This window comes from Streptomyces sp. CNZ287, assembly GCF_007827615.1.
Genome location: NZ_VISV01000006.1, coordinates 233,360 through 258,921, shown reverse-complemented (window position 1 = coordinate 258,921; position 25,562 = coordinate 233,360). Strand labels below are relative to the sequence as shown.

At 72.2% G+C, this 25,562-nt stretch carries 16 protein-coding genes; 5 read left to right on the top strand and 11 right to left on the bottom strand.

From position 1 onward, the window contains the following. The first annotated feature begins 28 nt into the window (after positions 1-28). Complete coding sequence (locus FB457_RS14490) at positions 29-1,045, top strand: NADPH:quinone oxidoreductase family protein (RefSeq protein ID WP_047016024.1); 1,017 nt, start codon at positions 29-31, stop codon at positions 1,043-1,045. Positions 1,046-1,528: 483 nt separating this feature from the next. On the opposite strand, the gene FB457_RS14485 is transcribed toward FB457_RS14490, so the two are convergent. Beyond that, positions 1,529-3,148: a beta-N-acetylhexosaminidase gene (locus FB457_RS14485; protein WP_078898240.1), complete on the bottom strand. Its 1,620-nt coding sequence runs from the start codon at positions 3,146-3,148 to the stop codon at positions 1,529-1,531. A 145-nt stretch (positions 3,149-3,293) separates the two neighbouring features. Between FB457_RS14485 and FB457_RS14480 the strand changes: the two genes are divergently transcribed. From FB457_RS14480 to FB457_RS14470, 3 genes are read left to right on the top strand one after another with little or no spacing between them, the layout of a single operon-like run. Further along, entirely contained in the window at positions 3,294-4,595 is a 1,302-nt protein-coding gene (locus FB457_RS14480) for an ROK family transcriptional regulator (RefSeq protein ID WP_047016022.1), read from the top strand. Beyond that, positions 4,592-6,532 (top strand): ABC transporter permease, encoded by a 1,941-nt coding sequence (locus tag FB457_RS14475; RefSeq protein WP_047016021.1) that lies wholly within the window; start codon positions 4,592-4,594, stop codon positions 6,530-6,532. The genes FB457_RS14480 and FB457_RS14475 overlap by 4 nt, the downstream gene beginning before the upstream one ends. Continuing rightward, positions 6,529-7,809, top strand: coding sequence for an extracellular solute-binding protein (locus FB457_RS14470; RefSeq protein WP_047016020.1), 1,281 nt, complete (start codon positions 6,529-6,531; stop codon positions 7,807-7,809). The genes FB457_RS14475 and FB457_RS14470 overlap by 4 nt, the downstream gene beginning before the upstream one ends. Before the next feature lie 148 nt (positions 7,810-7,957). On the opposite strand, the gene FB457_RS14465 is transcribed toward FB457_RS14470, so the two are convergent. The 10 genes from FB457_RS14465 to FB457_RS14420 all read right to left on the bottom strand — a co-directional run bounded on the left by FB457_RS14465 (position 7,958) and on the right by FB457_RS14420 (position 24,184). Continuing rightward, entirely contained in the window at positions 7,958-10,861 is a 2,904-nt protein-coding gene (locus FB457_RS14465) for a glycoside hydrolase family 3 protein (protein ID WP_047016019.1), read from the bottom strand. Positions 10,862-11,025: 164 nt separating this feature from the next. Beyond that, complete coding sequence (locus tag FB457_RS14460; protein ID WP_145782131.1) at positions 11,026-12,033, bottom strand: LacI family DNA-binding transcriptional regulator; 1,008 nt, start codon at positions 12,031-12,033, stop codon at positions 11,026-11,028. A gap of 48 nt (positions 12,034-12,081) precedes the next feature. Next, positions 12,082-14,367, bottom strand: coding sequence for an alpha-xylosidase (gene yicI / locus FB457_RS14455; RefSeq protein ID WP_047016017.1), 2,286 nt, complete (start codon positions 14,365-14,367; stop codon positions 12,082-12,084). Between the two features lie 27 nt (positions 14,368-14,394). Beyond that, positions 14,395-15,216 carry a carbohydrate ABC transporter permease gene (locus tag FB457_RS14450; RefSeq protein ID WP_047016016.1) on the bottom strand — a complete coding sequence of 274 codons (822 nt, stop codon included), beginning with the start codon at positions 15,214-15,216 and terminating at the stop codon, positions 14,395-14,397. After that, positions 15,213-16,202, bottom strand: a complete 990-nt coding sequence (locus FB457_RS14445; protein WP_047016015.1) for a carbohydrate ABC transporter permease — start codon at positions 16,200-16,202, stop codon at positions 15,213-15,215. The genes FB457_RS14450 and FB457_RS14445 overlap by 4 nt, the downstream gene beginning before the upstream one ends. Further along, complete coding sequence (locus tag FB457_RS14440; protein WP_047016014.1) at positions 16,199-17,503, bottom strand: ABC transporter substrate-binding protein; 1,305 nt, start codon at positions 17,501-17,503, stop codon at positions 16,199-16,201. The genes FB457_RS14445 and FB457_RS14440 overlap by 4 nt, the downstream gene beginning before the upstream one ends. 256 nt (positions 17,504-17,759) lie before the next feature. Further along, on the bottom strand, positions 17,760-18,956 hold the full coding sequence (locus FB457_RS14435; protein WP_047016013.1) for a lactonase family protein: 1,197 nt from the start codon (positions 18,954-18,956) through the stop codon (positions 17,760-17,762). Positions 18,957-19,443: 487 nt separating this feature from the next. Next, positions 19,444-21,078 carry an FAD-binding protein gene (locus FB457_RS14430; protein WP_145782129.1) on the bottom strand — a complete coding sequence of 545 codons (1,635 nt, stop codon included), beginning with the start codon at positions 21,076-21,078 and terminating at the stop codon, positions 19,444-19,446. Positions 21,079-21,454: 376 nt separating this feature from the next. Further along, positions 21,455-22,642 (bottom strand): PP2C family protein-serine/threonine phosphatase, encoded by a 1,188-nt coding sequence (locus tag FB457_RS14425; RefSeq protein ID WP_145782127.1) that lies wholly within the window; start codon positions 22,640-22,642, stop codon positions 21,455-21,457. A 54-nt stretch (positions 22,643-22,696) separates the two neighbouring features. Beyond that, positions 22,697-24,184 carry an MFS transporter gene (locus FB457_RS14420; protein WP_145782125.1) on the bottom strand — a complete coding sequence of 496 codons (1,488 nt, stop codon included), beginning with the start codon at positions 24,182-24,184 and terminating at the stop codon, positions 22,697-22,699. An 84-nt stretch (positions 24,185-24,268) separates the two neighbouring features. Here FB457_RS14420 and FB457_RS14415 point away from each other — a divergent pair, with 84 nt between their 5' ends. After that, positions 24,269-25,237 carry a LysR family transcriptional regulator gene (locus FB457_RS14415; RefSeq protein ID WP_145782123.1) on the top strand — a complete coding sequence of 323 codons (969 nt, stop codon included), beginning with the start codon at positions 24,269-24,271 and terminating at the stop codon, positions 25,235-25,237. Positions 25,238-25,562 lie beyond the last annotated feature (325 nt).

Genomic DNA, 25,562 nt, shown 5'->3' with positions numbered 1-25,562 from the left:
ACAAGTGTCAGGCTCCTACGTTCCGTGCATGGACACCGACGAGCAGCAGCACACCGCCGAGCAGACCGGAAGAGCACTGGTCCAGCGGTCGCACCGGGGACCGGAGGATCTGATCCTCACGACCGACCACCGCCACCCCACCCCGGGCCCCGGCGAGTACCTGATCCGCGTGGGCGCCGCCGGCGTCAACTTCGCTGACGTCATGCAGACCCGTGGAACGTACGGAGGCGGGCCGCAGGCGCCCTACGTGGCGGGCTTCGAGGCCGCCGGCGAGATCGTGGGCGTCGGCCCGGACGTCGAGAGCCCGCTGCAGCTCGGCACCCACGTCGTCGGAGCCGGCCCGGGTGCCTTCGCGCAATACATGACGATGCCGGCCGCGGGTGTCCTTCCCGTGCCTTCCGGCTGGAGCGACCCCGAAGCTCTCGGTCTCGTGCTGAACTGGGCCACCGCCCTGGCAGCGCTGAAGCCGTTGGGCGAGATCAAGACGGGTGACGTGGTGCTCGTTCATGCCGCGGCCGGAGGTGTGGGGCAGGCCGCCGTGCGCCTTGCCCGCCACTACGGTGCGCGCGTTGTCGCGACGGCGTCACCGGCGAAGCATGACACCGTCAGAGCGCTCGGCGCCGACGAGGTCCTGGACAGCCGACGCCCTGAGCTGGCTGCGGAGATCACCCGCCTGACCGGCGGGGTCGACCTGGTCCTGGAATCGGTGGGCAAGGCCACGTTCAAGACCAGCTTGTCGGTCGCCAAACCCTTCACCGGACGCGTTGTCGTGTTCGGTGCCGCTTCCGGCGATGCCGCAGTGACCACACACGATCTGGTCTTCACCCACCAGGTCCAGGTCAAGGGTCTGCACATCGGTGCGCTGGCGGTCGCGACCCCGTCCGTCTACCAGTCGTTGCTCGTCGAGATCGAGGCGCTCATCGCCCGCGGCGTGTACCCGCCCGGTACCCCTCACGTCCATCCCCTGGCAGAGGGGCCCGCAGTGCTGCACCGACTCGCAGCGGGCCAGACCCGGGGCAAACTCGCCCTCGATCCCTGGCGCTAGGCGCGCTTGCGCGCTGTGGGGGAGCCCGCCCAGAGGGCGGACGGCGCTATGTGTCAGACAGGGCCTAGGAACGCCTGTCCTTCACCGCAATGCTCCGCCGTCCCCGAGGGACGGCTGCCACTCGTGCAGCGTTGCCGTTGCCCTGGACGGCGGACGGAGACCCGCAGACTCAGGAGGTGGGCGGCCCGGTGGGTCACCGGGGCTGCGCCCGGCGCCTCCGGGGCTGCGCCCGGGTACCCCGCCAGGGCCTGCGTCCCCGTGCCCCCGCGGAGTCGGGCCCCGGATCCCGCGGGACTGCCGCGCCCGGGGCGAGGCTGCGCTCCCGCACCCCCCGCCGGGGGCTGTGCCCCGAACCACCCGGGGCTGTGCCCCGAACCTCCTTGGCGCTCCGCTCCCGCACCTCCGCGGCGCCGCCGGTAGCCCCGCCGCTGACCGCCCCCGCCGCTGACCGGCCCCCGGCGGCCGGTCACCGACCGCGCGTCCCTACCTGATGTTCCTCGTGTCCGCCTCCACCTCCGCCAGGTACTCCTCCATCGTCACGGGCCTCCCCCGTACCCCCGGGCGCCGCTCCCACGGCCTCGGGCCCTCCGGCCGCCGGTACTCCACTCCCAGCGCCTCCAGCCGGCCCAGGTGGTGCGCCAGCCGCTCCGCGAAGGCCGTCCCGTCCCGGGTCGCGTCGCACCACACCGTCTCCGCGAACGCGCTCATCCGCGGGAACGCCTGGTAGTCCAGCGCCCGGGCGTTGTCGATCGCCTCCGTCCACAGGCCGCACTGCGCGCCGATGACCAGGTCCGCCGCCGGGGTGCCGCGGAGTTCCTCCGGGACCGGTTCGAAGGCGTAGACCTCCTCGACCGGCAGGACCGTGCCCACCGGGACCGGTTCGTCCGGGGAGTCCGAGGCGCGGTAGTCGAGGTAGACCTGGCGGGCCGGGCTGGTGATGACCTGGTGGCCCTCGCGGGCCGCCCGCACCGCGCCGTGGTTGTCGCGCCACGACACGATCGTCGCGGCCGGCGGCAGGCCGCCCTCCAGGATCTCGTCCCAGCCCAGCAACTGCCGTCCCCGCGCCTCCAGATGGTCCGAGACCTGCCGGATGAACCAGCTCTGCAGTTCGTCCTCGTTGCGCAGCCCCAGCTCCGCCATCCGCGCCTGCGCCGCCGGGCTCGCCTTCCACTGGTCCTTCGGGCACTCGTCGCCGCCGACGCAGATGATCGGGCTGGGGAAGAGCTCGATCACCTCGTCGAAGACGTTCCGTACGAAGTCCAGCGTCCCGTCGGAGACGCTGAGGATGTTCGACTTCACGCCCCAGCCGGTCTCCACCGCCAACTGCGCCCCCGTGTTGCCCAGTTCCGGGTACGCCGTGATCGCGGCCTGCGTGTGTCCCGGCACGTCGACCTCCGGCACCACGAGGATGTGCCTGGCCGCCGCGTACGCGACGATCTCGCGGATGTCGTCCTGGGTGTAGTAGCCGCCGTGCGGCCGGCCGTCGCCCGTCTCGTTCCAGCCCGGCTTCGACTCCGTGCGCCAGGAGCCGACCTCCGTCAGCCGCGGGTAGCGCTTCACCTCCAGGCGCCAGCCCTGGTCGTCGGTGAGGTGGAAGTGGAGCACGTTCAGCTTGTGCAGCGCCATCTGGTCGAGCACGCGCAGCACGTCGCGCTTGGTGAAGAAGTGCCTGGCCACGTCGAGCAGGACGCCCCGCCACGCGAACCGCGGCCGGTCCTCGATCTCGACGCCGGCCAGGTCCCACGGGCCCTCGTCGAGCGCGCTGTGGCGCAGGGTGTGCGGCGGCAGGAGCTGGCGCAGCGTCTGCACGCCGTAGAAGGCGCCGGCCGGGCCGCCCGCGGCGATGCGGATGCCGTCGGGGCCGATCGTCAGGCGGTACGACTCCGGGCCCGCACCCGGGTCGGCGGCCAGCTCCCCGGAGAGGGCCAGCTCGATCCCGCCCCGCCCCGGCGGCAGCGTGCAGCCCGTGCCGGGCAGGAGCTGTTCGCGCAGGACGCGGGCGACGGGGGCGAGCGCCGGATCGGCGACGTGCAGCGGGGTGTCCGGGCCCAGGGCGTACGAACCGGGGCGGGGGGAGCTGCGCGACGGCGTGGGGATGATCAAGGTCGGTCTCCGTTCGACGGGTTGACGCTGGCGTTCTCCACTCCATATAAAGGGCTCCATCGTAAATATGTAAAGGAGTCCATCGTTACTCCGTCGTGGGTGGGGTTCTTCACGGCAGGCGGTGGGCGCGGGAGGGGCGTGACTCATGGCATCGGCAGCGGAGCTGGGCGGGGACCTGTCCCGGCTGCGGCATCTGAACTCGCTGGCGGTCGTGGACGTCCTGCGCGGCGCCGAGCCGCTCACCCTCACCGCCGTCGCCGAGCGGGCAGGGCTGTCCCGGCCGTCCACCAAGGACGTCGTCGGCCAGCTCGTGGAGCTGGGCTGGGTCCAGGAACTCGGGCCCGCGCAGGGCACCGTCGGGCGGCCCGCGCGGCGGTACCGGTTCCGGGCCGACGCCGGGCACGTCGCCGGCATCGACATCGGCGTCCACAGCGTGCGCGCCGCCGTCGCCGACCTCGACGGCACCGTCCACGCCCAGACGCACCGCACCGTCGGCCCCGCCACCCCCGTCGACGACCGCATCGCCGCCGCCGACCTGGCCGTCGCCGACTGCCTGACCGCCGTCGGGCTGCGGCGCGAGGACCTGTGGGCCGTCGGCGCGGGCACCACCGGCATCGTGGACCGCGCCGGCACCGTGCAGTTCTGTGCCGGCGTCGCCAACTGGACCGGCGTCGACCTCGCCGCCCGCATCGGCGCCCTCTTCCCCTGCGCCGTGCAGATCGACAACGACTCCCGCCTCGCCGCCCTCGCCGAGCGCCAGTGGGGTGTGGCCAAGGGCGTCGACGACACCGTCTTCCTCCACGCCGGCCGGCGCACCGGCGCCGCGCTGGTCGTCGGGGGGCAGGTGCACCGCGGGTTCGGCGGCGTCGCCGGCGAGGTCGGCATGCACCCCGTGACGCACTGGGTCACCGCCGCCTCGTACCTCCACGACTGCCCCGCCGTCCCCCCGGACGTGCCGAAGAGCGACGCCGCGCGGCACACCTTCGCCGCCGCCCGCGGCGGCGACCCCCTCGCCGTGGCGGCCGTCGAGCGTTACTGCGACGACCTGGCCCTCGGCACCTCGGCGATGGTCATGACCCTCGACCCCGAACTCGTCGTCCTAGGCGGGGCCTTCTCGCGCGCCGCCGACGTGCTGCTGCCGCGGCTGCGGCGGCGGCTGGAGGACGTGTGCCTGCGGGTGCCGGAGCTGCGCGCGTCCGCGCTCGACGAGGAGTGCGTCGCGGTCGGCGCGATCGGGCGGGCCGTGGCGTATCTGGACGGCGAGCTGTTCGGCGGTGCCGCCGGGCAGATCGTCCCGCTGCACGACCTCGCCGCCGGCGACGGGAAGGCGGCGGAGTCCCCAGGCCACCCGGGCGATCAGCGCCACCCGGGCGTGCGGGCCCAGCGGCGCGATCCGGGCGATCAGGGCGCCCCGGGACCTGACCGAGCAGCAGGAGGTGCCCGTTGACGACGACGCCCCGCACCGAGGCGGCCGCCGATCCCGTACGGAACGAGGGCGGCGCCCCGCCGACGTCCCCAGGACCCCGGGCCGGCGCCGCGCCGCCCCCGGTGAGCCCGCTCCGCGCCCTGTGGCGGCGGACCGTCCCCGCCCGCTGGCTGGCGCCCGGCACCCTGCTCATCGCGGCCGTGATCGTCTTCCCGGCGATCTACATGGTCGGGATGTCCTTCGTCGAGATCAACCGCATCGGCCTCACCGACGGCTTCGCCGGGCTGGAGAACTACCGCAGCCTCTTCGCCGAGGACGAACTCCCCGGCGTCGTCGGCAACACCCTTCTGTGGGTCGTGGTCGTCGTCGGCCTCACGGTCCTCGCCTCCCTCGCCCTCGCGCAGTTCCTCGCCAAGGACTTCGTCGGCCGCCGCTTCGTCCGGCTCGCGCTGATCGTGCCGTGGGCGACGTCCCTGGTGATGACCGCGACCGTCTGGCGCTTCCTCTACGAGGGCGGGAACGGCCTGCTCAACCGGCTGCTGATGGATCTGAGGATCCTCGACTCGCCGGTGGACTGGTACAAGGACCCGGACATCGCCTTCTTCTCGCTGATGGCGGTCGGGGTCATCACCTCGATCCCCTTCACGGCGTACGTCCTGCTCTCCGGGCTGCAGACCATCCCCGGCGAGGTGTGGGAGGCCGCGAAGATCGACGGCGCCGGGCCGTGGACCACCTGGCGCCGGGTGACGCTGCCGATGCTGCGGCCCTCGCTGACCGTCGCGCTCGTGCTCAACATGCTGCACGTCTTCAACGCCTTCGCCCTGATCTGGGTGATCATGGGCAAGACGGCCGGCAACCACGCCGACACCTCCGTCACCTTCATGTACAAGATCGCCTTCACCGGTCGGCTCGACACCGGCGAGGCCGCCGCCCTCGGCGTGCTCAACGTGATCGCGATCAGCCTCCTCATCGCCGTCCTCATCCGGCTCCTCAAGGGCCGCGCGCCCGCCGCGTACGGCAAGGAGCGCGCGGGCAGCGGGGCCGCCGAGGCCCTCGGCCGCCGCACCCGGCTGGCCTCGGCCGCCCTCGCCCGCGCCCTGCGCCCCGTGACCGGACCGCTGGCCGCCGGGTGGCGGCGGGTGCGGCACATCGGGCTCCCGCTCGCGGGGCTCGGCGTCGCGCTCTTCTTCCTCGCGCCGTACGTCGCGATGTTCCTCGGCTCGCTGAAGACCGACGCCGAGCTGTTCCAGGTGCCCGCCGACTACCTGCCCGACGAGTGGGCCTGGTCCAACTACGCCGACGTGTGGGACAAGATCCCGCTGGCCGACTACTTCAGGGTCAGCCTGATCGTCGCTCTGGTCTCCACCGCCGTGGTGCTGCTGATCGCCGCGCCCGCCGCGTTCATCCTGGCGCGGACGGACTTCCGCGGCCGGGGCGCGTTCCTCGGGCTCGTGCTGGTCTCCCAGATGTTCCCCGCGGTGGCGCTGCTCATCGGCCTGTACCGGGAGGCGGTGTTCACCGGCGGCATCCACAGCTACTGGTTCATCATCGCGGTCAACTGCGCCTTCAACATCGCCTTCGCGATCTGGATCCTGCACACCCAGTTCAGCTCCATACCCGTGGAGATCGACGAGGCGGCGATGCTCGACGGGCTCGGCCGCTTCCGGACCTTGGTGCGGATGGCGTTGCCGCTCGCGGCCCCCGCGCTCATCACCGTCACCATCTTCACGTTCATCCAGGTCTGGAACGAGTTCGTCATCTCGCTGACCGTCTTCAACGAGCCGACCGAGAACCGGGTGCCGCTCACCGTCGGCGTGCAGCAGTTCGTGGGCCTGTACGAGACGAACTACCAGTACCTCTTCGCCGCCTCCCTGATGGCGATCGTGCCCGCGGTGATCCTGTTCGCGCTCATCGAGCGGTTCCTGGTGAGCGGCCTGACGAAGGGCAGCACCACATGAGCCACCCCATGCCCGGCAGCGGGCCCGGCAGAAGGGCCGTCCTCCGTGCCGGCGGCGCGCTCGCCTCCGCGCCCGCGCTCGGCGCGCTGGCGGCGGCCTGCGGCCGGCCCATCGCGGCCGGCGACCCGGACTCCATCAAGGTCGTCATCGCGCAGTACACCGACGGCACGCAGCCGTACTGGCGCAGGCTCGTCGCGAAGTTCGAGGACAAGCACCCCGGCAAGAGCGTCAAGCTGCAGATCATCGACTGGGGCAACCTGCAGACCCAGATCAACACGATGGTGCAGACGGGCCAGTTGCCCGACATAGCCAACCTCAACCTCTTCGCCGACTACGCCGACGCCGACCTGCTGCATCCCGCGGAGGACGTCCTCACCCCCGAGGTCTACGGCGACTTCATGCCCGCCTTCGCGGACAACGCCTCCTTCGAGGGCCGGCAGTACGCGCTGCCGTTCCTCGCCACCGTCAACGGCATGTACTACAACAAGGCGATCCTGCGCGAAGCCGGCTTCGACGGGCCGCCGGAGACCCGCGACCAGTTCCTCGACGCCGTCGACCGGATCAAGGCGCTGCCCGGGAAGTACGTCCCGTACGGGCTGGCCCTCGGCATCGAGTCCGGGCACTACGAGTTCGGCACCTGGGCCCGCGCCAACGGCGGCGGCTGGACCGTGAACGGCAAGTGGGCCATCGACAGCGACCGCAATGCCGAAACGCTCGGCTTCCTCCAGGACCTCAGCAAACGCGGCTACACCCAGCCCAACCCCGGCCAGACCAACCGCCCCGACGGCACCTGGCCGCTCTTCGCGCAGGGCAAGGCCGCGATGGTCTACGGCGCCTTCGGTGCGCGGGCGTTCCTGGACCTGATCGAGAAGGGCGACGTCGACTACGGGCTCGCCGTCCACCCCGTCAGCCACGGCGCCGCGCCCGTCGCGCACGGGATCCAGGACTACCTGATGGCGTTCAAGAAGTCCGGCAACCGGGAGCTGATCCGCGACTTCCTCGGCTTCTTCTACCGGCCCGAGAACTATGTGCCGTATCTGAAGACCGAGGGCCTGCTGCCCACCACGCAGTCGGCGGTCGACGTGCTCAAGGACGACCGGCGGGTCGGGCGGTACGTGGGGATGACCGGGCGGGCCCGGTTCGACCCCACCACGCGGCCGGTCTGGGCCGAGCTGCTCGGGGTGATGGGCAACGACCTGGGCAAGGCCGTGAGCCAGAACTCGGCGCCGGAGAAGGTGCTCCGCGAGTTCCAGTCGATCGCGGTCTCGGCGGACTGAGGGCTCCCTCCCGGGTACGTACCGGGATCCCGCGAGCCCCGTGAGCCCCGGCACCGCCGGCCGCCGTGCCCTCGGCCCGGCGGTGCCGGAACCGGCGTCCGCGGCGGGCGGCCGTCCTCCCGCCCGCCGCGGACCACCAACCCGCGGTTCAGCTCAGGGAGAAGTCCGCGATGCGCACCCCTTCGCCCGGCACCAGATACACGTCGCGCCGCCCGGTCGCGCCCCGCAGCGTTGCCGTAACCTCCTCGTACGCGTACTGCGACCCCGTGCTGCGCACCGCCGCCTCACCCGCCAGCGGGCCGTCCGGCGCGTCCAGCCGCACCTCCAGCGTGACCGCGCCCGGCGACTCCTTCGCCACCCGCGCCACCAGCCGCCGCGCCCCGCGCCGCAGGTCGGCGTCGGCGAAGAGCAGCCACGCGCCCGCCGACTCCGCGGCCACCGCCGTGCCTCGCGGCTTCGACTCGTCGACCAGCCGCACGCCCGCGTAGTCGTCGAAGTTCTCCGCCCGCGTCGTGCGCCGCAGATCCCGCGGCGGCACCGTCTCGCCGTCGACGTCCAGCTCCGCCCGCGCCCGGATGTCCCCGGACGAGGCGCCGACGAGCACGTCGTACGTGCTGCGCTCCACCACCCAGCGCTCGCGGGTGACGTCCCAGTGCGCCAGCGCCGCGCGCGGCAGCGGCAGCGTCACCGTGCGCGTCTCGCCGGGCCGCAGGGTCACCTTCGCGAACGCCTGGAGCTTCTTCAGCGGCTGCTTCACGCGCGAGTCGCGCTGCCGCGTGTAGAGCTGCACGACCTCCGCGCCCGCGCGGCTGCCGGTGTTGGTGACCGGCACGGCGACGGCGTCGCGCAGCAGCCGCGGGCGGCCGTAGCGGAAGGTGGTGTACGACAGGCCGTGGCCGAAGGGGTAGAGCACGTCGCCGGTGAAGTACTGGTACGTGCGCTCGTACTTGATGTTGTCGTACTCCAGGATCGACGGCAGGCCGGCGGCCGAGCGGTACCAGGTCTGGGTGAGCCGGCCCGCCGGGTTCACGTCGCCGAAGAGCACGTCCGCGAGCGCGCGGCCCGTCTCCTGGCCCGCGTGCGTCGTCCACACCAGGGCCGGGACGTGCTCCTGCTCCCAGATCAGCGTGGTGGGGTAGCTGTTCTCGACCACGACGACGGTCTTGGGATTGGCGGCGAGCACGGCCCGCACCAGCGCCGACTGGGTGCCGGCCAGGCCCATGTCCTCCCGGTCGTCGGTCTCGCGGGCGTTGATGAACGGCATCGAGCCGACGACGACGATCGCGGTGTCCGCGGCCCGTGCCGCCGCCACGGCCTCGTCGATGCCGTCGCGCAGTGTCTCCAGCGTGTAGCGGGAGGCTTGGGCGGCGGTGCCGAGGACGAGCACGCCGTCCTCGCGCGCGCGGAGGTAGACGGCGTCGCCGAACCAGTCCTCGTAGCCCGCGTACCGCAGCACCACCGTGCCGTCGTCCTGCTCCTCCGGCCGGAACAACTGGGAGACGAACCAGCCGTTGGGCTGGTCCTGGTCGTTGAAGAACTGGCCGTCGCGCAGGCCGACGACCTTGCCGTTGGCGAGGGCCCGCAGCGTGACGATGCCCTCGCCCCAGCCGAAGACGTCGAACTGCTCGGTCTCGCCCGCCTCCGTCGCGCTCTCCGTCAGCGCCGCCCCCTCCGCGCCGCTGCCCGCGCTGACGTAGCGGCCGGTCGCGGCGTTCTTCAGCGCGATACGGTCGACGCCCTCGCTCGTGGTCACCTCGGCGCCCGCGCCGAGGTGGTCGGTGATGCCCTTCAGCGGCGTGATCGCGTAGGGCAGTTCGCCCGAGTACCAGTCGGTGTAGAGGGTGTCCGCCAGCGGGCCGACGACCGCGACCTTGCGCAGCGCTTCGGCGTCGAGCGGCAGCGCGCCGTCGTTCTTCAGCAGCACGATCGCCTCGGCGGCGGTGCGGCGGGCGAGCTTGCGGTGCGCGGGGCTGTCGATGACGGACTTGTCGAGGTGCCCGTACGGGCCGCCGTCCTCGGCGAAGTCACCGAGGCGGGCGCGGATGTCGAGGATGTGCCGTACGGCGGTGTCGATGTCCGCCTCGGTGAGCATGCCCTTGGCCAGCGCCTCCTTCACGGCGTCGGCGGTCGGCTTGCCGTTGGTGTCGTCGGTGGTGAAGCTGTCGACGCCGGCCTTGAGGATGGCGGCGTCGGCCTCGGCGAGGGTGTCGAAGTACTTCTGCGAGCCGGTGGCCGGGAGGTTGTTGGGTGCCCAGGCGTCGGTGACGTTGAGCAGGGCGCGGTCGGTCCAGGTGCGTACCGAGGCGTTGAGGTCGGTGACCGTGCAGGGGCGGCCGTTGACGAGGTTGTACGCGGTCATGACGCCGCACGCCGCGTCGGCGGATATCGCCGCCCGGTACGCCGGCTCCTCGTACTCCTTCAGCACCCGCGGGCGCAGGTCGGAGGAGGTCTCGCTGCGCCGGACCTCGTTGTTGTTGGCCAGGTAGTGCTTGACGAGCGGCGCCGTCTTGAGGTTGTCGGGGTCGCCGCCGGACATCCCGCCCGCGTATGCGGTGGAGATGACGCCGGTCAGGTACGGATCCTCGGAGTAGCCCTCCTCGTTGCGGCCCCAGCGCGGGTCGCGCAGCAGGTTGACCGTCGGCGCCCACACGTTCAGGCCCCAGCCGGCGGGGCGCTCGTGCTGGAGGCCGCGTACCTCGTCGCCGACGGCTTCGCCGACCTCGCGGATCAGGTCCGGGTTCCAGGTGGAGGCGAGGCCGATGGCCTGCGGGAAGACCGTGGCGGGGCCGAGCCAGGCGAGGCCGTGCAGGGCCTCGGTGCCGGTGCGGAACGCCTTCATCCCCAGCCGGGGAATGGCGGGCTGCCACTGGTGGAGCAGGGAGATCTTCTCGTCCAGGGTGAGCTTGCCCAGCAGCTCGCGGACCTTGCGGGCGGCTGCCGCGGCTCCCGGGGCGTGCGGCGTGGCCGCGGCGGCGGTGCCGGCGAGGGCCGTGGCGAGCGGACCGGACAGCGGGACGGCCAACGAGGCGGCGAGAACTGTTCTTCGGTGCATGTGCGCGACTCCTTTGGATCTTGTCGAATCGCTTCGATGACGATTCGACTACGAGAATGAGTTGCTCCGTTCCGTAACGCGGGACGCGCGGACGCGCCCGGCACGCCGGCGTGCGGGGGACCCGTGGCCGCGAGCCCCGCGGCCGGCCGCTCGGCGCCCGCCGCTCAGCCGGCCCGCGGCGCCGTCGTCGCCCGCCGGGTCAGCCGCGGCGGCAGCAGCGTGGACTCCGGCACGTCCGGTTGGTCGAGCTTGCGCATCAGCAGCTCCACCGCCCGCGTGCCGATCTCCGCCGACGGCACGGCGACCGACGAGATCGGCACCGGCGCCTGCTCCGCCAGCTCGTCCGGGCAGATCGCCACCACCGACAGGTCCTCCGGCACCCGCAGCCCGAGCCGCCGGAACGCCTCGATCAGCGGCTGCACCACCGGCTCGTTGTGCACCACGACCCCGGTCAGCTCGGGGTGCTCGCGCAGCAGTTGCTCCGCCATCGCCTGCGCCGCCGCCGGGGTCGCCTCGCAGGGGTGCACCGTCGACGTCAGCCCCCGCTCGTCGGCCGCCGCGGTGAAGCCCTGCGTGACGCGCTGCGCGAAGCCCGTCTGGCGCAGGTAGACCTCCGGCGGCGAGCCGACGAGCGCCACGCACCGGTGGCCCAGCTCCGCCAGATGCGTCACGCACGCCCCGCCGGCCGCCGCGAAGTCCAGGTCGATGCAGGTCAGTCCCGCGGCGTCGGCGGGGAAGCCGATGAGGACCGAGGGCCGGTCCAGGGCCCGCAGCAGCGGCAGCCGGGCGTCGTGCAACTGCACGTCCATCACGATGAGCGCGTCGACCAGCGCCGTGTCCGCCACCCGCCGCAGCCCCTCCTCGCCCTCCTCCTGGGTGAGCAGCAGCACGTCGTGGTCGTGCTGGCGGGCCGTGGTCACCACGGACACCGCGAACTGCATGACGACCGGCACATGGATCCCGCTGCGGAACGGGACGACCAGCGCCAGCACGTTGGATCTGCTGCTGGCCAGCGCGCGGGCGCCGGCGTGCGGGCGGTAGCCCAGCTCGCGGATGCTGGACTCGATGCGCTGACGGGTCTCCTCGGAGATCGGGCGCTTGCCGCTGAGCGCGTACGAGACGGTGCTCGGCGACACCCCGGCGTGCCGGGCCACATCGGTGATCTTGACCATCAACTCCCCCTGCTCGACCCGCCGTCCGGCATGCCTGCGTGCCGGACCCTAGCCCAGCTCCGCGACGACGACGCCGCGGCCCGCCTCCGCGCGCACCGTGGGGCCGCCCACGACCTCCAGCGCCCACGGTTTCCCAGCGCCGGCCGGGTCGCCGCCCGCCGATGCCCGCACCGTGTCGCCCTCGCAGACCACCGTGAACGTCGTCCCCCCGACCGGCACCGCCACGCGCTGCCCGGGCCGCAGCCCGTACGCCCGCAGCGTCACCCCGTCCGCGTAGTCGTAGTCCGGCCGGTCGTCGACCGAGCCCACCGGCAGCACCGCGCCCGGCCGCACCAGCACCGGCGCGCTCGCGAACCCGTGGCGCTCGCGCACCCACCGCGGCCCGTGCACTTCCTCGCCGCTGAGCAGATGCGTCCACGCGCCCTCCGGCACGTAGTACGACACCTCGCCCTCGTCGTTGAACACCGGCGCCACCAGCAGGTCGGGGCCGAGCATGTACTGCCGCTCCAGATGCGTGCACGCCGGGTCGTCCGGGAACTCCAGCGCCATCGGGCGCATCATCGGCACGCCCTGCTCGTGCGCCTCGCGCGCCACCGCGTCCAGATACGGCATGAGCCGCAGCTTCAGCTTCGTGAACACCCGCAGCACGTCCACGGCCTCCTCGTCGAAGAGCCACGGCACCCGGTACGACGACGAGCCGTGCAGCCGGCTGTGGGACGACAGCAGACCGAAGGCGATCCACCGCTTGAACAGCGCCGGCGACGGTGTTCCCTCGAAGCCGCCGATGTCGTGGCTCCAGTAGCCGAAGCCCGACATCCCGAGCGACAGACCGCCGCGCAGCGACTCGGCCATCGCCTCGTACGTCGACTCGCAGTCCCCGCCCCAGTGCACCGGGAACTGCTGGCTGCCGGCCGTCGCCGAGCGCGCGAAGACCACCGCCTCGCCCTCGCCGCGGTGCTTCTTCAGCACGTCGAAGACCGTCTCGTTGTAGAGGTACGTGTAGTAGTTGTGCATCCGCTCCGGGTCGGAGCCGTCGAAGTACGCGACGTCGGTGGGCACCCGCTCGCCGAAGTCGGTCTTGAAGCAGTCCACGCCCATGTCGAGCAGCGCCGCGAGCTTGCCCGCGTACCAGGCGCGCGCGTCGGGGTTGGTGAAGTCCACCAGCGCCATCCCCGGCTGCCACAGGTCCCACTGCCACACCCCGCCGTCCGGCCTGCGCAGCAGGTAGCCGGCGTCGCGGCCCTCGGCGAAGAGCGGGGAGCGCTGCGCGATGTACGGGTTGATCCACACGCAGATCTTCAGGCCCCGCTCCTTCAGCCGGCGCAGCATGCCCGCCGGGTCGGGGAAGACCCGCGGGTCCCACTCGAAGTCGCACCAGTGGAACTCGCGCATCCAGAAGCAGTCGAAGTGGAAGACGGACAGCGGCAGGTCGCGCTCGGCCATCCCGTCGATGAAGGAGGTGACGGTCTCTTCGTCGTACGAGGTGGTGAACGACGTCGACAGCCACAGCCCGAACGACCAGGCGGGCGGCAGCGCGGGCCGGCCGGTCAGTGCCGTGTACTTGCGCAGGATCTCCTTCGGCGTCGGGCCGTGGATGACGTAGTACGTCAGCTCCTGTCCCTCGACGCTGAACTGCACCCGCGACACCGCCTCGGACCCCACCTCCAGCGACACCCGGCCCGGGTGGTCGACGAAGACGCCGTAGCCGGCGTCGGTGAGGTAGAACGGAACGTTCTTGTACGCCTGCTCGGTGGCCGTGCCGCCGTCGGCGTTCCAGATGTCCACGACCTGGCCGTTCTTCACCAGCGGCCCGAAGCGCTCGCCGAGCCCGTAGACGTGCGTGCCGACGCCGAGCCCGAGCTGCTCGCGCAGATAGTGCCGGGCCGGGCCGCCGCCGGGGGCGTCGGTCTCCATGATGGCCATGCCCTTGGGCCCCGAGGAGGTGAGCGGCTTCAGCCCGTCGGCGGTGAGGAAGTCCAGTTGCCACGGCCCGCCGCGCGCCACCCGCAGGGCGAGGCTGCCGGCGGTGAGCAGGGCGTGCTCGTCGTCGTACGAGACCTGCGCGTGCGACTCCGCCCCGGCGATGTGGAAGCGGGGTCCGGCGTCGGTGCCGCCGTCGAAGTGGGTGAGCGTCACGCCGATCACGTCGGGCAGGGGGGAGTGCACGGAGACCGTCATGACCGGGCCCTTCAGCAGATCGCCGCGGTGCCGGATGGGCTGGGTAGGCGCGTGAACGTCCAGCGTGCCGTCCCCGGCGGTGACGTCGAGCACCTCCACGGGGTACGCCGCGCGGACACCCGAGCGCAGCATCCAGTAGCCGTCGGTGAACTTCATTCGTTGCCTCTCGGGGTCAGTTGGAGATCACTTGACCGCGCCCACGGCGATGCCGCGGGTCAGGGTCCGCTGGAAGATGAGGAAGAACGCGATCGCCGGCAGCACGCCCAGCAGGGCGGCGGCGTTCGTCATCGTGGCGTCCATGTCCCGCTGCCCCTGGAGCACGCCGAGGGCGACGGACACGGTCTGGTTGTCGTCCGAGACGAGCATGACCAGCGGCAGCAGGAACTCGTTCCACGTCCAGATGAAGAACAGCACCATCAGCACACCGATCGTCGGCCGGCTCACGGGCACCACCACCCGCCACAGCACCTGCCACTTGGTCGCCCCGTCGATCCGCGCCGCCTCGATCACCTCGCGCGGGAAGCCGCCGAGTACCGAGGACAGCAGGTACGTGCCGAAGGCGGACTGCACGACGGTGAAGACGATCACGACGCTCAGCCGGGTGTCGTAGAGGCCGAACTCCTTCGACAGGTAGTAGATGGGGTAGACCAGCGCCTCCTGCGGCAGCATGTTCGCCAGCACGAAGAACGCGAGCACGTACGGCCGCCCCCGGATCCGGCCGATGCCGATGGCGTACGCGCTCAGCACCGACAGCACCACCGCGAGCAGCGCCACCGAGCCGGAGATCAGCACCGAGTTCCACAGCTTCTGGCCGAAGTCGACGCGCTCCCAGAAATCCGCGAGGCCGTCGAGGTACACGCCGTCGGGCATGCTGAGCGGCCCGTCGCTGGAGTACTCCTCCGGCGTCTTGACCGCGTTCATCAGCACGATGAAGAACGGCAGCACCATGAACGCCGCGCCCAGCACCAGCGCCACGAGCACGGGATACTTCTTGACCGGGCTCATCTGTTCTCGTCCTCCGCCCGCGTCTGCAGTTTCAGGGCGACGACCGCCAGCACCAGGATCAGCGCGGTGAGGACGGTGGAGATCGCGGCGCCGTAGCCGGCCTGGAAGTTCTCGAAGAAGTTCTGGTACGCGAAGTACGACGGGACGTTCGTCGCCCCGCCCGGGCCGCCGCCGGTGAGGACGTACACCATGCCGAAGACCTTCAGCGCCGCGATCGTGCACCACAGCAGCACCACCGCGATCTCCGGCCGCAGTTGCGGCAGCGTCACGTGCCAGAACCGCCGCCACCAGCCCGCGCCGTCCAGCTCCGCCGCCTCGTGCAGCGCCGGGTCGACGCGCTGGAGCCCGGACATGAAGATCACCAGCGGGAAGCCGATCTGCACCCACACCATCACGGTCATCACGCTGTACAGCGCCCAGTCCGGGTCGCCGAGCCAGTCCTGCTGGAGCGCGTCGAGCCCGACGGCGCCCAGGAGTTCGTTCAGCGAACCGCTCTCCGGCGCCAGGATCCAGCTCCACACGATGCCGGCGACCGCGATCGGCAACACCTGGGGCAGGTAGAAGCAGGCGCGCACGGCCGCCACCCAGCGGCTGCCCGCGTGCTTGCCGACGAAGTCGAAGAGCGCCGAGGCCAGCACCAGCCCGATCGCGGTCGGCACCAACGCCATCGCCGCGACCATCGCCAGGCTGTGCCGGAACGACTCCCAGAAGTCGTCGTCGCCGAGGAGCCGGTCGTAGTTCTCCAGCCCGGTGAACTCGGGTGTGCCGACACCGCTCCAGTCGGTGAAGCTGATCCCGGTGTTCATCACGAACGGCACGATGATGACGATCAGGAACGCCAGCCCGCCGGGCAGCAGATAGAGCGCGTACGAGCCCTCGGTGGACGTCCGGTGCGTACGGCCGCGGCGTGTGCGCCACCGCCGGCGGGAGGGGGTTCCGCTCCCGCCGGCGGGGCGAGCCGCGTCCTTGGAGACGACGGCCGTCATTCCTGGAGCACGTTCTCGTCGTACTCGGCCTGGAGCGACTCCAGCACGTCGCCCGGCTCCGCGCTGCCGGTGAGGAGCTTCTGCGTCTCGGAGGTCATCGAGTCGTAGAAGCCGTTGGCCGGCCAGTCGGGGTAGTAGGCGAGGCCGTCGTTCCCGGCGAGGGTCGTGTAGTCCTCGATGAGGGCCTTGGACTGCGGGTCGGTGATCGCGGCGGCGTCGGCCGCGATGGGGACGCCGCCGTTGTCGCCCAGGATGTTCTGGATGCCCTTCTTCATCGTGATGTCGATGAAGTCGTACGCCAGCTCCTTGTTCTCGGCGCCCTCGGGGACCACCCACAGGTTGCCGCCGGAGCCGAGGGTCAGGTCGCTGCCGGGCCACAGGAAGGTGTCCCAGTCGAACTTCTTGATCTCCGCCTGGAAGCGGCCGAACCACCAGCTTCCGGAGAAGAGCATCGGGTGCTTGCCCTGGATGAACGAGACGCCGGCGTCCTCGGCCTTGGTGCCGGAGGAGTTCTCGGCGATGTAGCCCTTGTCGACCCAGTCGGCGAAGGTCTCGGCGGCGTACGTCCAGGCCGCGTCCGAGAAGTCGGTTTCGCCCTCCATCTGGAAGGAGTCGACCCAGGTCTTGTCCGCCTGGCTGAGCGCGAGCTGGTAGAGGTACTGATGCGCCATGTACTCGGCGCCGGCGTTGGCGAACGGGGTGATGCCGGCGTCCTTGAACGTCGCGAGCGCGTCCTCCAGCTCCGCGAACGTGGTCGGGACCTCGACGCCGTGCTCCGCGAAGAGGTCCTTGTTGAAGTAGACCATCGTGTACTCGGCGTAGTTGGGGATGCCGTACCAGGCGCCGGAGCCCATCACCCCGTTCTCGTCGTACCGGCTGGTGGTGGCGACGGTCGGCGGGACCGCGTCGGTCCAGCCGCGCTTCTCCGCCTCCGCGGTGAGGTCGGTCAGCAGGCCCTGGCGGGAGAGCTGGCCGGTGGTGGCGTTGCCCTTGTTGTACTCCAGGAGGTCGGGCGCCTTGTTGGAGTTGAGGACCTGGGGGGCGGTCTTCTGGATCTGCTCGAAGCCCTTCTCCTCGAACTCGACCTTCACCCCCGGGTGGCTGTCCTCGAATTCCTTGATGGCCTCGGCCCACGCCTGGCCCATGGCGCTGTCGGGGCCCTCGTAGTGCCAGAGCCTGAGGGTCTTGCCGTCGCCGGAACCGCCGTCGTCGGAGCCGCCGCACGCGGCGAGCGTGCTCAGCGACAGGGCTCCCGCCAGGGCGGCAGCCAGCAGGCGCGCCCTTCTCCGTGCCTTCAACATCCACTGCCTCCGGGAGAGTCGTTCTCGTCGAATCGTTTCGATTCGAGGTGTCGAAGCGCTTCGACGGAGGAACGTAGGGAGGACCCGGCAGTATGTCAATGGCGTTGACAAAAGGTTTCGGCGAACGGCATCGGCGGACGGTGCCTGTGTACAGCGTCGGCGGAATGAGCGGCGAGGGGGCGGGTGCCCGCCGGCACCCGCCCCCTTCCGCCGCCGCGTCGATGCGCCGCGCGTCACTCCCGCTGTATGCCGGCCGTCACTTCGGCAGGACGCCCCCGAAGGCCACGCACGCCGGGCTCGGGGCGGCGGCGGTGGCGCCGGTGCGGCGCAGGGCGCCGGAGCGGGTGACGCGGAACGACACCACGTCGTCGCTGTTCTGGTTCGCCACCAGCAGCACGTCGCCGGCCGGGGACAGGGCGAAGTGCCGCGGCCAGGCGCCGCCGGTCGAGGTGGTCTCGCGCAGGTCGAGCCGCCCGTCGGCGCTGACCGCGAACCGGGCGATGCTGTCGTGCCCGCGGTTGGAGACGTAGACCGTCCTGCCGTCCGGGTGCACGGCGACCTCCGCGCAGTAGCTCTCGCCGGTGAAGCCGCGCGGCAGCGTGCCGAGGGTCTGCAGCCAGCGGAACGTGCCGCGGGCCGCGTCGTACGTGAACGCGGTCACCGACGACGTCAGCTCGCCCGCGACGTAGACGAACCGCCCGCTCGGGTGGAACGCCAGGTGGCGCGTGCCCGAGCCGGAGGCGACCTGCATGAACGGCAGCGGGTTCGGCGTCAGCTTCCCGGCCTCGGCGTCCAGCCGCCAGGCCCAGACGCGGTCGGTGCCCAGGTCGGCGCCGAAGACGTACCCGTACGCCGGGTCGAAGGCGACCTGGTGCGGGTGCGGGCCGGTCTGGCGCTCGGGGTCGGGTCCGGTACCGGTGACGGTGACGGTGTCCGAGACCGGCCGGGGCGTGCCGTCCGCGCCGAGCGGGACGACGGCGAAGGTGGCGCCGCCGTAGTTGGCGACGATCAGATGGCCGCCGCGCTCGTCGAGCGCCCCGTGCGCGGGGACGCCGGGCACGGGCTGGTCGCCGGTGCGGGTCAGTTCGCCGGTGGCGGTGTCGATGGCGTACGAGACGACGCCGCCCCCCTTCTGCCCGTTCCAGGTGCTCACCTCGCAGACGGCGTAGAGCACGGGCAGCCGCGGATGCACCGCCAGCCACGAGGGGTTGGGGACGCCGGGCACCTCCTGGACCGGAGTGAGGCGGCCGTCGCCCGCCATGCGGAACGCGGCGAGCCCGGCGGGGGCGCCGGGACCGCCGGCGTAGCCGCCGACGTAGACGGCGCGGGGGCCGCGGGCCGCCGCCGCGGCGGAGGCGGGCGCCGCGGCAGCGGGTGCGGCCGACGCGGGCGAGGCGGAGCCCAGCGCGGGAACGACGCCCGCCAGCGCCGCGGCGCCGAAGACCGGCAGCATCTGGCGCCGGCTCGGTCCTGTGGGACTTGCGGCGGCGGGTCCTGAATCGGGTGCGGGGGGCGGGGCGGAGGCGTGCAAGGCGGTGCTCCTCTCGTGGCGGGGACGGTCACCGGTGGAGCGGGAGGGACGGGGATCGGTGGGCGGTGCGGGGGTGGCGCGGGACGGGAAGCGATTCGATACGGGGCTGCTCGCAGTATGCGGCCCGGTCGCGGCGAGCGGACCGGCCGGGGCACGTGAACCGGCCGGGGCAGGCGAACCGGCCGTGCTGCGCGAGCCCTTCGCGGTACGCGAACCGATTCGACCCGGCACCGATCGCAGGGCGCGGGCCGAGCCGGTCCGTGCGCCCCTCGCCGGTCCCGCCCCTTCGCCGTACGCCACCGGCCAGCGCACCCCGGCCCGTCGAACCCGACCCCGGCACACGTCGAACGGCGCGCGCATCGCCCGGCCCGGGGTCCCCTGCGCCCGGGCCGGGCGCCGCCGCGGCCGCCTACTCGGGCAGCCGGACGGACTGGGCGTGGCGGAACACGTTCCCCGGGTCGTACGCGGCCTTGACCCGCTGCAGCCGCACGTACGCCTGCTTGTAGTACAGGTCGTGCCAGGGAGTGTCCGAGGTGTTCCACTGCGGGTCACCGAGGTCGATGTCCGGGTAGTTGATGTAGCACCCGTCGTTCACCTCGTTGGGGACGGGGACGCCGCCGGTGTCCGCGTACACGTCGCGGTACATGTTCCGGATCCAGCCGAGCTTCGCCGCCTCCTCGGACTGCTCGCTCCAGTACGCCTGGTACTGGAGCTTGATGATCGAGTCCCGCTGCGGCGCCGCGGTCGCGTCCGTACCGACCGCGTTGACCTGCGCACCGTACGAGTCGATCGACACGAGCGCGCTGCGCTGGTCGGTCTCGGTGAGGTTCTGGTACATCGCGGATATCTGCTCGTCCGGGAACGCCCGCCGCAGGTACGCCGACTTGTAGTCGCCCCGCCCGCCCCAGCCGGAGCCGCCGAGCTGGCGGGTGGCGACCAGCCACGGCCGCGCCTGCGGCGCGAAGAGGCCGGGCATCGCCCGCATCTCGTTCGTCGACAGCGTCGTCGGCTGGGCGTCGCCCATGTGCCCGCCGATCTCGGCGAGGAAGTCGTCCAGCTTGCGCGCCGCATCCGGCTGGGTGGCGTCGATCTGGGTGGTCATCGAGATCGAGCCGCTGGCCTTCGTGCTGCACACGAGCATGCTGAACATGCCGGCGTACGGGTTGCGGGGGGCGCTGTACTCCTCGTAGAAGCCGCTGTAGTTGCGCAGCAGCGTGCGGAAGCGGTCCTCGTCGATGTTGCTCCAGGGCCATGACTGCTGGTGCACGTACACCTCGCCGGGCGGCTGCGGCAACTGCTTCTCCGGCGCCAGCCGCTCGGTGCCGGGGGCGCGCAGGAAGTAGCGGGTGACGATGCCGAAGTTGCCGCCGCCCCCGCCGGTGTGCGCCCACCACAGGTCGTGGTGCGGGTCGTTCTCGTCGCTGCTGGCCACGATCGCGCGGGCCTTGCCCGAGGCGTCCACCACGACGACCTCGACCGCGTGGATGTAGTCGACCGTCAGCCCGAACGCCCGGGACAGCAGCCCGAAGCCGCCGCCCTGGATATGGCCGCCGGCGCCGACGGAGGAGCAGGAACCGCCCGGGATCGTCACTCCCCAGACGCGATAGAGCTCCATATAGACCTCCATCAGCGTGCAGCCGGGCCCGATGACGAAGGCGCGTCTCTTTTGGTCGTACGAGATGTCGTTCATCGCGGACAGATCGATGACGACCTGGGCGTCCGAGTGGTAGACGAATGCCTCGTAGCAGTGCCCGCCGCTGCGTACGGAGACGCGCTTTCCGGACCGTACGGCCTCCTCCACCGCGGCCACCACCTGCTCGGTGGCCGTGGCCACCCGGATCGCCTCGGGATCGGCGCGCCAGCGGCCGTTGCTGCCGGAGACGAAGTCGGGATAGCGCGCGTCGGCGGGGGTGATGGTCGAGGCGGGCACGCCGGCGGCGGCTCCTGCCGGGGTCGCGGCGGCGAGCCGGCCGCCGCCGAGGGCGGCGGCACTGCCCACGGCCGCGCCCGAAAGAAGCACTTTCCGGCGTGAGACGTTGTCCATGAGAAAACTCCCGTCGGCGCAGAGGGAAAGGGGCAGCGCAAAGTCAGGCGGCACGCATGTGCGGAAACAGAAGAATTTCGTCGGGGCAGCGCTCGATGCGGGAAGATGCTAATCCGGGGTGGCCGGGACGTAAATCCCGGTTTGGGAATGCCCGTATCCAATTACCTGATACTCGGCGGGAGTCGATCCGCCGGGAAGGTGCTGCGGTGGGGCGTTGCGCGGAGCGCAGCCAACGGAATGTAACAGACCGCCCGGGAAATCGCCGGGGCCTGGAATCTGCTTCAGGCCGGTCGGCGAGGAGTTCGGCGCCGAGCGCCGGCATGACGGCCAGGACTTCGCGTTCGCCGGGCTTGGGGTCGGCCAGGACCCTGGCCTGCTAGAGGCTCGCGCGTCGGCGGGCGATGACGGCGGCGACGTCATCGTCGAGTTCGCCGTCGCTGTAGGCGACGAGGTCGCGGTGGAGATGTTTCAGGAGGTGGCGGGGCGTCTCGCCGCTCCACGGGCGGATGCGCTCGGCGAGGGGGTAGAAGGCGCCGGAGCGGTCGCGGGTCTCAGTGACCCCGTCGGTGTACAGCAGGAGCTGGTCTCCTGGGTGGAAGGGGGTGAGATCGACGTGGAACTCATCGTTCACAAGCATGCCCAGGTTGAGCGGCGGCGAGGGAGCGTCCGCTTGCAGTTCCCGGACCTCGCCGCGGTGCAGCAGAAGGGGAGGCGGGTGACCGCAGGTGAGGGTCCGGACGACCAGTTCGTGGTCCGGGATCTCGGCGAGTAGAGCGGTGATGAAACGCTCAGCGATCTCCGAGCCCAGGACTCCCGGGTGCTGGGAGGCATAGCGGCTGATGCTCGTCTCCAGGCGGCGCGCGAGATGGGGCAGGTCAGGCGCGTCGTGGGCGGATTCGCGGAAGGCGCCGAGCAGAGTCGCGGCAGCCTGGATCGCGGGCAGGCCCTTGCCGCGTACGTCGCCGATGAGCAGCCGCACGCCGTGCGGCGTACGGACTGCCCCGTACAGGTCCCCGCCGATCCGGGCTTCCGCCGCGGCGGCCAGATACATGCTCTCGAGGGTGACGTGCCCGAGGTGGTGTGGAAGCGGATGCAGCACTGCCAGCTGGGCGGTCTCGGCCACTGACCGGACCTGAACCAGTTGACGGGCGCGTCGGGCGAGCAGACGGTTGAGGAAGACGGCGAATACCGCAATCGCCGCGACAGTGGCCAGCTCAGAGTACGCGGTCACATCCCGTAGCGCATTGAAGTGCACCATCAGGACGAAAAAGATGGCGCACGCGCCCACTCCCGTGAGCACGGTCTCCCACAGGGGCAGCAGCGCGGCAGCAGAAACCATGGCCGTGGCGAGGAAGGCGATCGGCCGGACATCGCTGGGCGTGAAGAGGCCGATGAGTAGCCCGGTGAACAGGAGTAGAGGAGGCAGTACAGGCAGCCACTTCTCCTGTGCACCAGTCCCGCGCGGGATTCCGCCTTCCTCAGGAGGCCTCGCCACCGTCCGCTCCCCATGGTCGCAGCAGCCCTGGCCCGGAAGCCGGGCAACCGATTTGGTGGATTTTACCATCGTTAGCACGAAATGCCGCGAGCGGGCCGGTGGTGACGCGCGGGTGTCACCAGGTCACCCTGCCGCAGCCGTGGGGCGGCGCGGCGCATTGAGGGCAGCGGCCGTGAGTGCGGCGGCGGTGGCGGCGGCGAGGGGGACGGCGTACGCGGCGGCGGGCGTACCGGCGGCCGGGCCGCCCGCGGCCCAGCCGCCGGTGGCGGACCCGGCGGCGATGCCGGCGAGGAGGGCGGTGACGGCGAGGGTCATGCCCTCGTTGAGGCGGCCGGCGGGGGTGCGGGCCTGGACGAGGGACATGCCGGTGATCATCGTCGGGGCGGTGGCCATGCCGGCGAGGAGGAGGGCGGGGGCGAGGAGAGCGAGACGGCCGGTGGCGGCGGCGAGGAGGGGGAGGAGCATGAGGGCGGCCATGGCGAGGACGCAGCGGAGGAAGAGGGATTCGGGGGCGAGCGTGTCCCCGGCCGCCTCCGACGTCTCCGTGACAGGCGTCTTTGCGACGGACGTCTCCGTGACTTGCTTCTCCGCGACGGATGCCTCCGTGCCCGGCGTCTCCGCGACGGACGCCTCCGTGCCCGGCCCCTCCGCGACGGGCGCCTCCGCGGCTTGCTCCTCCGTGACCGGCGTCTTCGCCACCGGCGCCTCCGCGACGTCCGAACCCCCCGGGCCCGCGGGGGAATCCCCGTGGGCCGGCCGCCGCGCCCCGTAGACGAGGCCCGCCAGGCAGGAGCCCGCGGCCAGCAGCGCGAGGATGCCGCCCGCAGCCGCCGGCCTGCCGAGGCGGTCCGCGTACGCGATCGTGACGACCTCCATCGACCCGAACACCGCACCCGCGCAGCAGAACACCGCCAGCAGCGGCGGAAACCCGGGCCGCCGCAGCGGCGACCGCGCCCGCTCGCCCGGCGCGCGCGGCCGGGGCGGTGGCTCGGTGGCGCGCTGGGAGGCGAAGAGAATGATGCCGCCCATCAGCAGGACGGCGCCGGTGACCGTGCCCGCCTCGGGGACGACGGTGGTGCACAGGAGCGCGGCGAGGACGGGCCCTGTCATGAAGCAGAGTTCGTCGGCGGCCTGTTCGAAGGAGTTGGCGGTGTGCAGGGCGGCGGCGTTGCCGGGCCCGGGGCCGCGGAAGGCGTGAGCCCAGCGGGCGCGGGACATGCCGCCGGTGTTGGGGGTGGTGGCGGTGAGGACGTAGGCGGCGAAGAGCGTCCACGCCGGGGCGCGGAGGTGGACGCAGAGCGCGAGCACCAGCGAGCCGAGCGCGGCGATCGCCGCCGCGGGCACGGCGATACGGGCCTGGCCGCGCCGGTCGACGAGCCGCGCGGTGAGCGGCCCGACGACGGCGGTGGCGGCGAGCCCGGCGGCGGGGACGGCGCCGGCGAGGGCGTACGAGCCGTAGCGCTCGGCGATCATGATGACGGCGCTGACGGAGAACATGCCCATGGGCAGCCGGGCGACGAGGTTGCCCGCGGTGAAGGCGCGGGCGCCGGGGACGGCGAAGAGCCGCCGGTAGGGGCCGAGGAGATGCCGCGGCGAGCGTAGGGGGGACATGCGGGAAAGGCTCGCCGCAGCCGACCGCGGGGGTCCAACACCTGATCGCTGGCCATTCACGCACGTGCGTTGTGAAATGGCAGGATGCCGACCGCACCCGGGGACGTCGAACCGCGACTGCTGCGCGCCTTCGCGGCGGTCGCCGAGACCCTGCATTTCACCCGCGCCGCGGGTCGCCTGTATGTCGCCCAGCAGGCGCTGAGCCGCGACATCCGCCGGCTCGAACGCGAGCTGGGCGCGGAGCTGTTCTCCCGCACCACCCGCCAGGTGCGGCTGACCGCGGAGGGCGAGCGGCTGCTGCCGTACGCCCGCAGGGTACTCGCCGCGTACGACGCCCTGGCCGCCGCCGCGGACCCGCGGACCCGCCCGCTGCTCGTGGACGTCGGCGCCCGCTACAGCACGGGCCAGCGGGTCCTGGACGCGGCCCGCGCGGCGGCGCCGGAGCTGGAGCTGGTCGCGCGGTTCCACAGCGGGCTGACGGGCGCGGCGGCGGAGATCGCGGCGGGGCGGCTGGACGTGTCGTTCGGCCGGGTGGCGGGGCTGGCGCCGCCGACGCGGGCGGGCCTGCGGCACGAGCTGGTACGGCTGGAGCCGATGGCGGTGCTGCTGCCGTCGGCTCACCCGCTGGCGGCCGGGCCCGAGGTGCCGCTGGCGGCGCTGGCGGGGGAGACCCTGTACGCGGCCGACGGGAACGCGGCGACGGCGGAGTGGACGGACCTGGCCCGCGAACTCTTCGCCGCCCACGACATCCGCCTCGCGGCACCGTTCCCGGAGATCGACGGCGAGGCGGAGTTCGTGCGGCTCGTCCACAGACACGGCTGGTCGGTCCTGGCCACCACGGAATTCGCCCCGATCCCCGCCATGACCCTCCGCCCCCTCACGACCCCGGTCCCCCTGTCCCCGGTCAGCCTCGCCTGGCGCAGCGGCCTGACCCACCCGGGCCTGACGGCGCTACGCACGGCTGCGAGAACCCTGGCCCGGGAGCACGACTGGCTCCACCATCCCCCGGACGCCTGGCTGGCCACCGCAGACCAGGCCCTGCACGCCCCCTGAGCGATCAGGCGCCCTCGGGCCCCTATGTCCGTGGTCCAGGGAAACGGGGCTGCGTTCCACCAGGGTGCCGGGCACCCTGGTGGGGTGGCCGGCCTGCTGTGGGATGAGGTGAGGTGTTTCTTCGACGCGGACGTGATGGGGTCGTTGCCTGCCCGGGAAGCCATGCCGGCCCCGACCGCTTGCTGTTCAAGCCGTCCGCTGGTCGTCCGCGAGAGCCGGCCGCGAGCTGTGCTCTGTTCACGCCCCGTACGTGGCCACCATTCGGTGAGCGGGTCCGCGTCGTCCGGTGGGAGGAGCGGCGTCTCGCCGCGTACCAGGGCTACGC